The following is a 15193-nucleotide window of genomic DNA, read 5'->3' on the forward strand; positions in this document are numbered from 1 at the left end:
TATACGGATTCCAATACAGGCTTCAAGGAGGACAACAACATGAGTAAACCTAAACTATGGAAAACCATTCCAGTGACGACAGCGGTGCTGCTTGCTCTTGCGGGGTGTGGAGGTCAGGATACCAAGTCATCCTCGCCAGACAACACGCCCCCTGCGGTTGGTGAACAGGCACAGTCGGGTAGTGGGGGAGCGGATTTCTCCAACGGAACGAAAGATAGTGGAGCAGATACAACCGGAACAACGGGCACGGAAGGTTCTGCAGGAAGCGGGACATCGGCATCGAATTCGGAAACGGGCAGTAATGGTCAAGGCCAGCAAAGTGTGAACGAGGTCATTAAGGATATTCGTAGTCAGTTGAAAATGAAAAACGCTTCATTGCCGACTTCGTTTACTCTGGCTAAAGGGAAAAACCTGACTGCATCGATCCCTTCGAATGCTTCAGAAGCTTTTCGGATAAACTTCTATACTACGGATCAACCTGTTGCAGTTAATGATGCTTCGTTGACGGATTCTGGCAGCAAGGTGCCGGTTCTGGCTTCTTATGAAGTGAAGACGTATAAAGACCCGAACAGTACAGATATTTTCCCGGAGACAGACCTGAAAGACATACCAAAGGACATGAAAGTGGATCTGGGACATGGTATCAAAGGAATGGTTGAAGGCGCAGCGGGCAGCCAGTATTTAACCTGGGAGGAAGGCCGGTGGACGCTTCAGATTCGTTCTGTTTCCGAGGACAAGATGAATAATCCTGGTATTGCGAAGAAGATGGTGGACTACCTGGAATCACATACACTGCCAGTACCGAAGGATAAAGGCTTCGTAAATGTGGAATACCCGAGTGGTGGCAAAAGCGTCAATGTAACGATTTCCTGGCAAGATGGCAAGCAAATTCATCAGTTGCATACCAATCAGGTACCACTTGATGCACTGGGTATGGTTGTTTCCGTTAAATAACCTGGTTTCAAAAGAAATAGAAATGGGCTGGCCCGGAGTGAGTGCTCCAGGCCAGCCCATTCATGTATAAGGCAAAGTGCATCATAGCATGATGTACCTTGCTTATTTGTGTTTCAGTGGGTTAAAGCGGTACTTTCATTTAAACCACCCTTTTTCCTTGGAGCGGGTAATCGCTTCGATCCGGTTACTCGCGTTTAACTTGTTAAGGATAATGGAGATGTAATTCCGCACCGTGCCGGTTGTAATAAAAAGATGTCCGGCAATTTCTTTCGTGTTTTTGCCGTCTGCCATTAGGTTTAGAACGGCATTCTCGCGTTCGGTCAGCGGATTCTCCTGAACATAGGCCTCGTCTACCAGGTCAGGGGCGAAGATACGTCTTCCATTCATGACCTGACGGATGGCTTCTGCCAGTTCTTCAATCGGGCTATCCTTTAACAGATAACCGCGTACACCGCCTTTCAGGGCACGTTCGAAATAACCGGTTCGGGCAAAGGTGGTCAAAATAATGACTTTACAGTGCATGCCCTTGAGTTCTTCAGCGGCCTCCAGACCGCTTTTGACAGGCATTTCAATGTCCATCAGACAGATGTCAGGTGAATGCTCCTTGACAAGAGCAAGAGCTTCCTGTCCATTGCTTGCGCGTCCAACCACTTCCATATCCTCTTCCAGATTGAGCAGGGATGACAAGGCCCCCAGCATCATGCGCTGGTCTTCGGCAATTACGATTCTGATCATTGTTCAACCTCCTTTATCGGTTTGCGAACCAGCTTGGGAACATGGATAATAATGCCTGTACCTTCCATGTCTGCTCCGGAGCGAATGTCCAGACATCCGTTCACAAACTCAAGTCGTTCTTTCATACCCAAAATTCCTGTACCGCGCCGTTCCAGCTTGCGGGTACGTTCTATTCCAACACCGTTATCCTGAACCGTTAATACATTATCGGCCGGCGTCTCCTCTATACGAATGGTGCATTCCGTCGCCTGACTGTGTTTGACCACATTTGTGACGGCTTCTTTCAGACACATGCCAATCACATTTTCATTCAATTGGGATGTATCCTGCAGTTTCGGGTTTCCTTCCAGTACAAATTCAATGGAAGCAGCCTTCAGAATCTGTTCGGCCCGGAACAGTTCATCCACCAATTGGGTGCCACGCATGGTCGTTACCATTTCCCGAACTTCCTTCAGAGCTGTGCTTGCCGTCTGTCTCAGGTCGTTCAATTCAATCTCGGCCTGATCCGGATTCAGGCGGAGCAGACGCTTTGCGAGGTCTGTTTTCAGACCGATTAAAGAGAGTTTTTGTCCAAGCGTATCATGCAGGTCGCGAGCGATACGCTGTCTCTCTTCCATTTTCACCAGATCATCCAGCCGTTTGTTGGCATTCTCGAGTTGGCCTTCCAGCTGTTCACGGTTGTTTTTGTTATACGTGCTGATCGGAAGCAGAATGGATGCCATGAGACTTATGAATACAAACGGGAACTGACTGAGCAGCAGAGTGCTCTGCTTGATGAAGCTATAATTGATGGTTAGAAAACTGGCTGCCAGATTCACTGAATAGAGCGTGAAGAAGCCGGCTTTATTTTTAATATTCCCAATAAAAAAAGCAAGAAACAATGAGAAGTAGGCGTAATCATAAGCAATGGTCATCGTGATCGAGATCGCGATCAGCAGTCCAATCCACATATAGACCTGCCATCCCTTTGTGATGAAAGCAAGCAGATAACATACGAAGAAGAAAAGGATGATGAAAATGCCTGCGACCATCGGCCACAATTTGGAATATTGAGAAATATAGTAGAAGGGCAGGATGAAAAAGACGAGCCATACATAGGGATTCAAACCTGTATTTTTATAAAAGAGCTGCATCCACTTTTGAATGTAAATTCTCCTCCTCAAACTTTTGCATTGTACTCCAACTTAGCCTGACTTTAGCATAAATTTCAGCCAGAATACAAGAAAACGAATCCGACAGAGTTAAGGCTTCTCTGTCAGACCCGCTTGATTGTTTACTCGAATTGGCGGTTGAACGTAAGGCTTGCGGGATGAGCGTTTAATTTCTTTAAAGCTGATAAATTGCTTGGATTCTTCGTCCCACAGACGGAAGCGCAGAGCAGCCAAGCTGGAACGCAGTGTAATTGTTGTAGCCTTCTGCAAAGGCGGTGTTGCGTTATGTGCTTCTTCCAAATAATAGTTGGGAACACGGGGACTCAAGTGATGCACATGATGGAACCCGATATTGCCGCTGATCCATTGCAACAGTTTTGGCAATTTGTAATATGAACTACCTTCTACGGCTGCTTTTACATAACTCCATTCGTCTTCATGTTCAAAGTACGTATCTTCGAATTGATGCTGTACATAGAACAGCCAAATACCGAAGAAACCGGAGAAGAAAAAGACGGGTGCCTGCACCAATACAAAAGCCTGCCAGCCGATTAACCAGCACAAGGAGGCATAGAGCGCAACAATCAACAATGTAGTCAGGTGAGTATTGATGCGTTCTTTACGTCTTGCACCTTTACGATTAAAACGGTAGGCGAACAAAAATACATAAATGGGTCCAATACCAAACATAACAAGCGGATTACGATAAATACGGTAGAAGAGGCGGCCCCAAGGAGAAGCAGCTTTGTATTCCTCCACTGTCATCACCCAAATATCGCCAACACCACGTTTGTCCAGATTGCTGCTGGTTGCGTGATGAATGGAATGCTCGTTTTTCCATTGCAGGTAAGGCGTCAGGGTTAATACACCTGTAATCGTACCGAGAATATCGTTGGCACGTTTGCTTTTGAAGAATGAGCCATGACAGCAGTCATGGAAGATGATGAACGTTCTAAGTACAAATCCCGAGGCTACGAGGGCAATGGGGAATGTCAACCAGTAGGACACGGACAGGCTATAGTACGCGGCGGCCCATAATAGTAATAGTGGCAGTATGGAATTCACTAATTGTTGGATACTCAGGCGAAGATTATTTTTTTCATAAGGGGTAACTTCTTTTTTTAGCGCCATCTCTTTGGTTCTGCTCATAGACGTACGTCCTCCTTCATCGTTACAGCCATATTGGTGGTAACGCGGCGGTTTCCGGGGAATGATGATCCTCTCTCCGTGTTCGCCTTTGTCTCATTGTAAAATAATCTGACCATGACGGTAAGTCATAAACGTCAGTCCTGTGTAGTGACAAACATCCATGATGACACATGACATTTGTCATGTATGTATGTTGATCCTGCCTCTGAATCAGGAGTTCTGAACGGAATGGCTTCAGAGTCCTTTGTACAATTCGCGCAACAATTTGTATTATGTATACAAATTTTGTTCGTGGCATGGTAGAATCTATCATTGAGTGATTATGACAACTTATGAAAATGGTTGATAGGTTGATTTTCTGATGGATTGGATGGAGTGCATGATGAAAAAAAGAATAACGGATATTCTATTTATTATGGCGGGTGCATTTCTGTTTGCACTTGCAGTAAACCTGTTCGTCATCCCGAATGATCTGGCTGAAGGCGGCGTTACGGGGATTACGATTATTTTGTATTACCTCTTTGAATGGTCTCCAGGACTAATGAACTTGCTCCTCAATGGTATTTTGCTACTTGTGGGATACAAGTTTCTGGACAGAACGACAACGGTGTATACGATTATTGCGGTGGTATTCAACTCGCTGTTCCTGCATTTGACCGAGAGCTGGACGATTGCATCGGACGAGCTCTGGATCAATACCATTTTTGGTGGATTATTTGCTGGTCTGGGTATCGGCTTGATTGTTAGAGTAGGCGGCACAACGGCGGGGACGGTTATTCTGGCTCGGCTTGCCAACAAATATCTGGATTGGAACATCAGTTATGGACTGTTATTCTTCGATCTGATTGTGGCGTTCTCATCGTTCTTCATTATAGGACCACAAGGATTGATGTGTACGATTGTCATGTTGTTCGTTGGCACCAAAACGATGGAATTCATTATTGAGGGACTCAATCCGAAAAAAGCAGTCACGATTATATCGACCAAACAGGATGCCATTGCCCAGCAGGTCATTGAGAAGATGGATCGGGGAGTCACCGTCCTGTCTGGTCATGGATACTATACGAAGAACCCGAAAGAGATCTTATATATTGTCATCAGCAAACAAGAAGTTCCAATGCTGAAAAAGATTGTGCGAGCGGAAGACGAAATTGCTTTCATAACGATCCATGATGTGCGTGACGTATTTGGCGAAGGGTTCATCGAGCTGTCCAAATCATAATGAAACATATATAAGGAAGCGGGGAGCTGCGGTGAATTTCACTGCGGCTTTTTTGTTTTATATTTTAAACCCGTTCGCACAGACAAAAAGCTGTACACCTGTAAAAGGCAATGATATATTGAATTTAATTCGTTAATAAAGTTAACTAACTATGAAAAGGAGGCGATAAAGTGGCGGGTTCACCGCGATATATTCGCAATCTGAATGAGAATCTGATCCTGGATGCGCTGATCGCAAATGGAACGATGTCCAGAGCAGATATCAGCCGCCATACTGGACTCAGCAAACCCACAGTGTCGTCGGCGGTGGAACATCTGATCGAACGCAATCTTGTTCTGGAGACTGGCAGAGCCGACAATGCGCAGGGGCGGAAAGCAACACTGATCCGTTTCAATGAAGCAGCTTATTATGTTTGTGGTATAGATGTGGGGGCAACCCGAATTCGCATTGCTCTATCCGACCTGAATGGCGAAATGATAGACTATCGTTCATATCCGATGCAGATGGACCATAGTGGTGAGTCGGCGAGGATGTCAATTCTTGATGTTCTGCAAAGTCATATGGATGAAATGCTCGACAAAAATCATTTGAATTGGGATCAGATTCAATGCATCGGTTTTGGTATTCCCGGCGTTGTATTGCCGGATTCAGGGGACATCCACCGGATTGTCGCTCCCTTAGCGGGTTTGGAAGAGGCACTCTCACTTGAATCATTATCTGGGAAGTTTTCCTGTGAAGTAATTCTGGAGAATGACGTGAATCTGGCAGCGCTGGGTGAGTACACATATGGGGCAGCAGTGGAATCGAATCTGTTTGTTTTTATCTCTATTGGAACAGGAACCGGAGCAGGCATTATGGTTAATGGTCAATTGCTTCGAGGCTTGGGGGGATTGACGGGTGAGCTTGCGGAAATGCGGCTGGGTGATGACCGACGATTGGAGGATGTATTGTCAGCAGATGGTCTGATGCAACTCGCCAACCATCAGCTGGATGCGTATCTTCTTACAGAGAATGATTCTGGAGCAACAAACCTTCGTAAACATCTGACTCCAGAGAGGTTGTTCGAAGCTGCCCGGAGTGGAGATGTGCAGGCCATGCGGATTCTGAAGCAGTACAGCGGAATGATTGCATCTGCCCTGCGGCATATCTGTGTCGTACTCGCTCCTCATCTCATTGTGCTAGGCGGTGGTATTGGGGGCAACGGGGATGTGTTATTACCGTTGCTTAGACAGATCCTTTCCGAGCAGTTCCCTGCGAAACCTGACCTGACCTGTTCGAAACTTGGCGAGCGGGCTGTAGTGATTGGGGCAGTGCAGGTGGCGTTACAACAAACAATGTTGAACCTTAAGATTTGAATTGAACATCGGCCAGACGGAGAGGCTGATGTAAAATAGAGAAGAAACAGTAGACATGGTAAGGGCCTAACATCGCATATAGGAGGAACACAGCTATGTTTACCGACAAAAAGGAATATTCATTTTCGACTTGCTGGAACATCAAACGTCACACTACAGGCCAGGGCATGATGGAGGAGATCAAATCACTGGGATTCAGACAGGTAGAGCTGAACTATAATGTAACTGACGAGCTGCTGCAAACGATTGAACCGATGATTGAACGGGGAGAAATCGGCATATCCAGTGTGCATAACACGTTCCCGCATGTAGCTGATCCCGATTACGGAACCGATTCGGTTCTGCTCGGTTTTGACGATGAGCCGCGCCGGAAGCGGGCGATTGAACTGCTGCTCCGTTCAGCCGAATATGCTCATCGGTATGGCGCAAAAGCGGTTGTGGTGCATCCAGGCGAAGTACCTTTTGAATATAATATTGATGAAGCGTTAAAAAAGATATATCACGATCAAGGACCAGATTCCCCAGCTTATCAATCGTTATGGCAGGAGATGTTTGAGAAGCGGGAGGCGGGCAGCACACACTACCTGAAACGGATTCAGGAGAGTTTGGAGGAAGTGTGTGAGTTGTCTGAACAGCGCGGGTATGGGGTGAATTTCGGGATTGAGACCCGATCACGCTGTTACCAGATGCCGACGCTGCAGGAAGCGGGCACGATCATCGGACGAATGAAAGGGGCTCCGCTCGGCTTGTGGTATGACATTGGTCACGGCATGATGATGGACCGAATGGGACTCTATGACAATGTACGTGAAGCGAATGAGTTAATTGACCATGTGGTTGGCGTGCATATTCATGAAACGGTAGGTTTGTCGGATCATTGGTGTCCTTATATACATAGTAAGGACATGAAATTCTTTGATTCATTTTTGGATATCATCGATCGTTCACCGGTCAAGGTATATGAGTTAAAAGCTGCTTGTACAGCAGAAGAGATTGATGAGAGTCACAAGTTAATTACAGCACGTATTGCGGAGCGTCAAGCGGCACGTCTGCGCAGTTAAGTTGGGCAGGCATTCTTAATTCAAAACTTTAAATGGGATCGGTAACCATATAGAGAGCGGTACAGAACGATCTTTACCTTTGGGGTGAAGAGGTGTTCTGCCGCTTTCTTTGGTATTTAAAAGATGGGGTTTACCGCTTCCCAGGGATTGTTACGTCACTGAGAATGCCAGCCTGATAACCTTTCACTACAGCACCAATTCTGGAACGATTCCGTTTCCTGAGGACTTAAAGGGTTGTAAGATGGTTTGCCTTCTGCTGATACACTTGTAAATGTGGTAAAGCTCAGGGATGCAATCAACATGATGCTGGCTACGGTTTGTTTCCACTTGTAATTCAGTTTGTGGCTCTGATGTTGTGGACTTTGGCTGGTTGCGGAATGGGGATTCATTTTCATGGAGTACTCCTTTGTGATGTTGAGATGTGTACAGTAATATGTGTTGAGATGTGGTCAGACCTATATTTGCAGCCTGTATCTATAAGCTATCAGCTCCAGTGCTTCTGAGCCCCCGTAGTAAGCGTGTATTTACGAGGGAGGTTCCGCAAATTTTTTTGCGTGATCCCGCAATGAGGCATTATACTAATTTGTTCATTTGCCAATTTCGAAAATTCTGGGATATAATATGGAATAATCAGGCTATGGCGTTCCTTCCTTCTAAACATTTATTTCAGTATTAGGGATGCCGCTCTCCTGATTTTTTTTTATACAGAATGATTAATTTGATCGTTTGCTGGTCGCAAGTTAGAAGTAGGATGGAAAAGAAAGTAGACATATATGATCTTCAGGGAGATTACAGGCGATGGACTTATTTTCAATCTATCTGAATAGGGAACTTAAGGTAATCATTACAGAGAGCGATGGCATGTTGCCAGAGTGTGTTCTGGCGACAGCACTGAAACATCTGGAGTTGCTGGGATATACATTTTCGACTAGGATGATTGATATGCTGAGTACGTGGGAACAAGAATCATTTATGCTCTGGTTTGATCAAGTAATGGAGGAACTCCGTCAGATGACGAGTGGGCATCTTATGGGGAACTTTAGCGTTCCCACATATCCTGATCAACTGATGACGATTCATGAGAGCGAGCTTTACTTGAACGCATTGATGCATTATTGGGCACTTCAGATACAGGAAAGCAAACCAGATCAACGGATATTATGGCTTGGCCAGACCAGACTTCGTGTGATCGACCTCGGTGATCACTCTGAATTTCATCGAATCGGACTGAACTTGCTCGCAGCCAAAGCGCCAAAGTCACCCGCTGCACAAAAGCAGTTCATTTGGTTCGCGACGGAGTATGATGGATGGGATCTGTTCGAGCTGGATCAAATACTTGTAAACGAGCAAGCAGCAGTCTATTGTGCCGCAAGGTTAAGTGCAGGACGAGCTTCATTGGCGCATTTCCAGCGGTATTTGCGAACAGCAACAGACATACTGCGGCTGGCTGTAGCTTGTTCCGATGGTGATGTCAGTCTGAAGCGGAACGCGCGCTTTCGTTCATTCAACCGATCTGAGCGTCGTTTGCTGCTTGCTTTGTTAGAGTCTGTTCCCGAACCGTTGGAAGAGCTGTTTCGTTACAAAGGACGTTGGCTAAGATTAGCTGAACGACTACATCCGGGAGAGTATCGGCAACGTTATCCAAAAGCGGTGAAAGCCATTGAACAGTTACGCTCTGGAGAACGCCCGTTTACTTTTTTAGGCAGGGTGGAGCATGCTTTTAAACAAATGGATATTCCACGTATACTGACTACACTGGCTGAACGGCCTGATGTAATGGTACGGCAATTGGATCGGATGATTCGTTCGGGTGTTGAAGTGCGGGATGTGGCGAGCAAACTGGAAGCTGTGGCAGACAAACTTTCTACGCCTGCATTGCTCCATGTACTTACTCATTTTCGGACCAGAGTGAATGTTCAAGAGCGGAGGTACTTTTTTCCGAAAGGAAATATAGCCAAGCTGTATGTTTCTGCACAGACCTTACCACCCATGGATGCTCAGGATGTTCATGTAATCATCTCAGCAGTGGAGGATGTTTTGCTGAATCGCTTTGCGAAGTTGCCCTCATTCGGCAATGTCTACATCGACGAAAGACTGCAAGATTACACGATACCGCAGGGGAGTGGCTCAGTAAGCAAATCGCATAAATTTTTATCTCGTGGATCATGGGTCCCTTTACCAGCCGGTGATACGGTTCGCTTTTTTATTTGGTGGAGAGAGGGCGGTGGGGCCTCCGTTTCTACCAGACGTGTGAAAATCGATCTGTCCGGTGTGGTATACGATTCGGATTGGTACTATCTGGATCAGGTTTCCTATGTCCATCCAATGTCGGATAATATTCAAGCTTTACATAGTGGCGATATTGTGGTTGTACCGGATGGTGCGGCGGAGTACATCGATATACATATGCCTTCTGCATGTACGTTTGGGGCACGTTATATTGTAATGAGGGTTAACCTGTTTGCGGATCACCCATGCAGTGAATTGTCCGAGTTTTATGCAGGATGGATGATGCGAAAGACGCCCCAGTCTGGTGACATCTTTGAAGTGTCCCCAGTACAGGACCGGATTGATCTGGCGATGGATGCACATATAGGTATGCCAGCTATTATAGATTTGCAGGAGCGCCGTATGTTATGGTGTGACCTTGGACTGGAGCAGTTCCCTAGTATACATAGTGATGTAGAGAGCATGAAGTCAGGTCTCGCATCGATCGCAAGAGCCATGACCGAGCTGCGACGTCCTGATCTGTACACCTTATTCATGCTGCATGCCACCGCGCGTGGAAGCTTGGTGGAGACGCTGGGTGCAGCGAATGTTGTGTTTACGGCGGAACTGGAGTCCAATCGTGTAGCCGAAGTAGCGGAATATCTGACCAAAGGACCTGCTGTGGATCGTACGGTGATTACACCATTGGCACAGGGACGTATTTTGGAGCACTTTTTGTAAGGATGGAGTGCGTGAAGTCTGGTCTCGTATTATATAAATGGTAAGAGGTATTTATCATGTTGGCCCATCAAGGTCTTCCTGGCAAATACCTCTTTTAGCTGTGTCTTTATGTTTCTTGGATGCAACAGTCGATACCTTATAGCTTGCTTGAATTTGGAAATATGGCCTAATGGATTCTTCATGTTATTCATAAATACCCTGTTCCACTTCAGTCAGCGCAATATGGTAATCTTCTTTTGAATTATCGATATAAGCCACGGCTGAGTCGGGTAGCGGCCATGCCACTTGTTTACGGGCAAGTGAGGCTGTGAAGGTGTCCCAGTTCTCCAGCTTCCACTCATCCAGTGGGGATTGTCTGGCTGTAATTCGCTCGCGATACAATGCTTCGTTGGCCAGATAAATATAGGCCACACGTACATCCGTATCATCCAGGGAACGTCCGATCCGTGCGAGTTCCTGTTCGATCCAATTCGGAGTTCCGATTTCTTTGGTAAAGGGCCCCACCACAACAGTATCGATACCCAATTGCACGTTGTCCAGTGCGGCATCCATCGTAATACGGTATCCCAGGTCACGGCACAGTCGCTTGTATTCCGGTGAATCCCGATCGGATGGATCGAGTCCCTGTAGGGTCATTATTGCTTCGGCAGCTGGACGCAGCAGAATATCCATATCAAAAAAAGCAGCTTTATGTTTATGCGAGAGGGCTTTGGCAAGGGTTGTTTTGCCGCTCCCGGCCCCGCCGAGAAAGAAAATCAGTTTACTCATGGTTTGAATTGCCTCCTCATAGTGGTTGGAACGAATATGTAAGATGAAAACTAAAAATAAAAAGATTCATAATGATATTCAGATGTGAAATGACTTGTTTATTTTATCATAAACGGCTTCAATTGATAGCTAGACAGAAAAGGAAGAATCAGGTAATATAATACCTAGTTTTACTATGCATAGATTTCCGATGTATATAGCCAAGTGATTTTATGTAGGTTCACGTTAATTTTAAGAAGTAGTAAAAGTGTAGTTATTGTTTTGGGACGTGAAAGCATGAACAAAAGGGAGTGACAGCTTTGCAGGTAAACAAACAAATGATTAAAGGCAGTACGGAGACATTGATTCTTACGCTACTGAAGGAACAGCCGCTTTACGGATATGAATTGATTAAGGAACTTCATCGTCAATCCGAAGGTGTGTTTAATTTGAAAGAAGGCACGTTATATCCCATTCTGCACGCCATGGAGATTGAGGGTTGGGTGGAGTCCTACTGGATGGAAGTTGAAGGCAGGAAACGTAAATATTATTCCATCTGTGATAAGGGTGCGGAGGCGTTACAACATAAAAAAGCTGAATGGCTTTTATTCCGTGGTGCTGTGGATCGGGTGCTTGGGGAGGGAGGCTTAACATGACGGATCGGCATGAGAAGATTAAACATTATCTTGATCAAATGTGTATTCAGGTAAAGGCACGTGAAGTACATACGGATCTGCGTGATGAGCTTGGTAACCATATGGAAGAAATGATGCTGGACAAGGAGCAAGAGGGACTGAGCCCAGAGGAGGCAGCTGCATACGCCATTGAGCAGATGGGTGATCCCGCAGTGGTGGGCAAAAGTATGCACAGATTGCATCGTTATCGTATGCATTGGGGGCTGTTAGTTGGATTAATTGGTTTGGCTACAGTAAGCCTGTTGTTAATGTGGATTTTTACGACCAATGTTACAGTGAAAATATATCAGGAACTATATAGCAATCACGTAATATACACTGTTATGGGTTTTATATTCATGTTGTTCCTTATTTACTTTGATTATCGAAAATTTAAAGAAGCGGCATGGTGGATCTATATTCTGCTTAATGCCATGCTGTGGATCAATCCAGTGCTATCTTCAACTTACAATGGTATAAATAGGTTTTGGGTGTTACCATTCGGCTTTGTGCTAGATGTGACGACGGTTTCAATGTGGGTTCTACCACTTACAATTGGCGCAATTATGATGGACAAGCTTCGTTCCAATTGTAATTTGCAATCCATATTGGCCTACATTGCAATGGTAACGTTACCAGTAGTGCTATTGTTTCAAATATCGGACTGGGTTCGCATGTTTCTGTTTGGCACAATGTCCATTATTTTATTTGGCTGGCTCACGCGAAAATGGCTTTATACAGCCATGGGTGCTGTTATAACAGGAAGCATTTTTGTACTGTTATTGTTTTTTATGGATCAATACGGACGGCTGGAGAGGCTGTCTGTCGTTTTGAATCTACAGGATGACCCTTATGGGGATGGTTATACCAACAATTCCATTATTGAAGTTATTCGATCAGCGGGCTGGTGGGGGAATGGGATTAATACAACGTTCGACATGTTTAAAACGGGCTATAAGGATTACCCAGGTGTGCTGCTCATTGATGTGTTTGGCTGGTCAGCCGGGATACTGTTATTGGTGGGTATCATCTGGTTTGTTGCCAGTATGGTGAAGATACTTCCTCGTATCCGGGATGATTTTGGTCGTATGATTATGGTCAGTATCACCGCTATGTTTGCAATGCAAATCCTCTATTCGTTGGCGCTGACCACAGGCAAAGCTCCGATTCTTAGTATTTCTTTTCCTTTTATTGGATACGGGAATCACTTGATATTTGATTACGCCATGCTCGGTTTACTTCTCGGTGTGTACCGCCGAAGGATACCATATCCACGAAAAATGAAAAAATGCGGCAGAAGGTGGATGCTGGCCCAATGATCAGTTCATAGGTATCCAAAATCATTACCGCATCTTGAAACGAAGATGTAGTTATTCTTGTTAAATGATTAATCACGGGAACCAGATGTGACGGAGATTTACCCAACCCTGACTGTTAAAGGAGAGGCCGCGAACGGAAGGCAGGTAGGCAGTCTCCACAGGCTTTTCAGAAAAATGGAACAATAGACTCTGCTGCACCAGAAATCGTTCGATCCGATCCAGTTCGGCAGTTCGGTCTGCGGATACTTGAGAAGCAACAACATTTTGCAGCATTTCCTGTACCCTTTTCCTGGAAGTGTCCTCCAGATGCTCCGATAAAGTCAGATAAAGATCGTATCTGCGCAATTCTTCGTCCCGGTCACGAATCAGGGAGAAGAGAATCAGATCGGATTCCAGTCTCAGGTTCCCTTTGAACTCCTCCATCGTACCTGTGCGAACGGTACAGGAGAAGCCGTAACGATCGAGGATCGACCCTACATGTTGGGCATCCTTACGATATTGTGCGATCGTTGCAATATGCAAGGGGATGGGACTAGTGGGCCAGGATCGTTTAGTTATATGGCTCAATTCCTCAGGGTGTACCGCCCCGTCATTCACGGTATCAGTATACATGACCTCCGGATGATCTGCATTCGCGTCATCTCTATACATTCCAACAAGGCAAGACTGAATGTACCTTCTTACTTCCGGATCGTTTAACGGTCCGGTTTTTTGCGTATTACAAGTAAGCAATTTGTGAACCATCACACCTGCGCTAATCTGTGCCCAGTCTGCACCAGCACCCGCAGATGGATTATGCACAAGGTGAACGAAGGGAGACTCAAATTCCTGGCTTTCATCCAAATGTGCAGGAGCACTCCACGGAATTTGTAGAATATCTACTCGGTCCAGATGCGCTCTGCCTTGAAAATACACTGGAAAAGCTTCAAGTCTGCACAGCTGATCATCCCAGGTTGTAACCTTGAAAGGCCCGGTTCCTATAGGCTTTTGCATGGTATTCGGTACATCTGGTTCCTTGTTTCCATCTTTATGTTGCCTGTACGTGGCTTGTGAAACAATCGCTGCACGGCTCGTAGAAAGAAAGGGCAAAAACAATTCGTGAGGGGCTTTGAGTTTGAAACAAACGGTCAAGGGATCTGTTGCTTCAAGCGATAGAATTTGTTTGCTCACATCGCGATATAATGTCCGCCGTTCTGTGGATTGCAGTCGTTCAAATGTATACACCACGTCCGCGGCTGTCAGCAGGTGCCCATTGTGAAAAGAAATACCTTTACGCAAATAAAAGAACCATGTTTTCCGGTCTGAACTGACATCCCAGGTATGAGACAGACAAGGAACAATCTCTCCATGTTCATTACGTTGAACCAGCCCGTCGAACACATGACTGGTGACAAAAGATTCTGCCAGCAAATTGATAAAAAGAGGATCAAGCGCATGCAGTTGTTGGCGGATCGGTAACCTGAGCGTATCAATTCGCTCATAATGGCTACCAGCTTCCGTATGGTGTCCAGAATAACCAAGCAGCCACTGGTTTAGGTGATCCTGCATTGTCGTAGAACTAGAATAAGCACCAACCTGTTCGGCGGCTAGCTGCAACTCGCGGCGATTCATGGCCTGCATCATGTATTCTGCAGCAATTTGATCAGCCGGAACAAGCAGGGTCAGCGTAGAACGCCGTCCACGTCCGCGCTGGGACACCCACCGTATCCAGTCTTGGGCAATCATTTTTTTGACGATCGTTAATGTGTTACGGTGTGTACACTCAAGCAGTTCCGCAAGGTCAGAAAGCGTTACTTCATGCTCTACAAGTTGACCAAACTGGCTATGGAGCAGTAAATATTGCTGATGTAATTTCAAGGTTTGGATTCCTCCTGGAG

Annotated in this window: 13 protein-coding genes; 7 read left to right on the forward strand and 6 right to left on the reverse strand. The window is 45.8% G+C overall.

Annotated elements, in window-relative coordinates:
- Window positions 1–39: 39 nt before the first annotated feature.
- Entirely contained in the window at window positions 40–954 is a 915-nt protein-coding gene (locus JNUCC31_RS28815; RefSeq protein ID WP_192266753.1) for a hypothetical protein, read from the forward strand.
- Window positions 955–1089: 135 nt separating this feature from the next.
- Here JNUCC31_RS28815 and JNUCC31_RS28820 read toward each other — a convergent pair whose 3' ends face one another.
- The 3 genes from JNUCC31_RS28820 to desA form a co-directional block, all read right to left on the reverse strand.
- Window positions 1090–1689, reverse strand: a complete 600-nt coding sequence (locus JNUCC31_RS28820; protein WP_062324662.1) for a response regulator transcription factor — start codon at window positions 1687–1689, stop codon at window positions 1090–1092.
- Entirely contained in the window at window positions 1686–2822 is a 1137-nt protein-coding gene (locus tag JNUCC31_RS28825; protein WP_192273404.1) for a sensor histidine kinase, read from the reverse strand. The genes JNUCC31_RS28820 and JNUCC31_RS28825 overlap by 4 nt, the downstream gene beginning before the upstream one ends.
- A 108-nt stretch (window positions 2823–2930) precedes the next feature.
- The gene (desA, locus tag JNUCC31_RS28830; RefSeq protein ID WP_192266754.1) at window positions 2931–3989 is read right to left on the reverse strand and encodes a Delta(5) desaturase DesA; all 1059 of its coding nucleotides are present in this window, start codon (window positions 3987–3989) and stop codon (window positions 2931–2933) included.
- Between the two features lie 382 nt (window positions 3990–4371).
- Here desA and JNUCC31_RS28835 point away from each other — a divergent pair, with 382 nt between their 5' ends.
- The 3 genes from JNUCC31_RS28835 to JNUCC31_RS28845 all read left to right on the forward strand — a co-directional run bounded on the left by JNUCC31_RS28835 (window position 4372) and on the right by JNUCC31_RS28845 (window position 7627).
- On the forward strand, window positions 4372–5211 hold the full coding sequence (locus tag JNUCC31_RS28835) for a YitT family protein (protein WP_062324740.1): 840 nt from the start codon (window positions 4372–4374) through the stop codon (window positions 5209–5211).
- A gap of 170 nt (window positions 5212–5381) precedes the next feature.
- Window positions 5382–6566 (forward strand): ROK family transcriptional regulator, encoded by a 1185-nt coding sequence (locus JNUCC31_RS28840; protein ID WP_192266755.1) that lies wholly within the window; start codon window positions 5382–5384, stop codon window positions 6564–6566.
- Between the two features lie 95 nt (window positions 6567–6661).
- Entirely contained in the window at window positions 6662–7627 is a 966-nt protein-coding gene (locus tag JNUCC31_RS28845) for a sugar phosphate isomerase/epimerase family protein (RefSeq protein ID WP_192266756.1), read from the forward strand.
- A gap of 155 nt (window positions 7628–7782) precedes the next feature.
- Here the strand turns inward: JNUCC31_RS28845 and JNUCC31_RS28850 are convergent, their stop codons facing one another.
- Window positions 7783–8022 carry a hypothetical protein gene (locus JNUCC31_RS28850; RefSeq protein ID WP_192266757.1) on the reverse strand — a complete coding sequence of 80 codons (240 nt, stop codon included), beginning with the start codon at window positions 8020–8022 and terminating at the stop codon, window positions 7783–7785.
- A 403-nt stretch (window positions 8023–8425) separates the two neighbouring features.
- Between JNUCC31_RS28850 and JNUCC31_RS28855 the strand changes: the two genes are divergently transcribed.
- Entirely contained in the window at window positions 8426–10576 is a 2151-nt protein-coding gene (locus tag JNUCC31_RS28855; protein WP_192266758.1) for a cytoplasmic protein, read from the forward strand.
- 183 nt (window positions 10577–10759) lie between these two features.
- On the opposite strand, the gene JNUCC31_RS28860 is transcribed toward JNUCC31_RS28855, so the two are convergent.
- Window positions 10760–11344, reverse strand: coding sequence for a P-loop nucleotide/nucleoside kinase family protein (locus JNUCC31_RS28860; RefSeq protein WP_192266759.1), 585 nt, complete (start codon window positions 11342–11344; stop codon window positions 10760–10762).
- Between the two features lie 299 nt (window positions 11345–11643).
- Between JNUCC31_RS28860 and JNUCC31_RS28865 the strand changes: the two genes are divergently transcribed.
- On the forward strand, window positions 11644–11979 hold the full coding sequence (locus tag JNUCC31_RS28865) for a PadR family transcriptional regulator (protein ID WP_192266760.1): 336 nt from the start codon (window positions 11644–11646) through the stop codon (window positions 11977–11979).
- Window positions 11976–13316, forward strand: a complete 1341-nt coding sequence (locus JNUCC31_RS28870; RefSeq protein WP_192266761.1) for an FtsW/RodA/SpoVE family cell cycle protein — start codon at window positions 11976–11978, stop codon at window positions 13314–13316. Before JNUCC31_RS28865 ends, JNUCC31_RS28870 begins: the two co-directional genes overlap by 4 nt.
- Before the next feature lie 72 nt (window positions 13317–13388).
- Here JNUCC31_RS28870 and JNUCC31_RS28875 read toward each other — a convergent pair whose 3' ends face one another.
- Complete coding sequence (locus JNUCC31_RS28875; RefSeq protein ID WP_192266762.1) at window positions 13389–15173, reverse strand: ABC transporter substrate-binding protein; 1785 nt, start codon at window positions 15171–15173, stop codon at window positions 13389–13391.
- Window positions 15174–15193: the final 20 nt, after the last annotated feature.

Source organism: Paenibacillus sp. JNUCC-31, from assembly GCF_014844075.1.
Taxonomy (GTDB): Bacteria; Bacillota; Bacilli; order Paenibacillales; family Paenibacillaceae; genus Paenibacillus.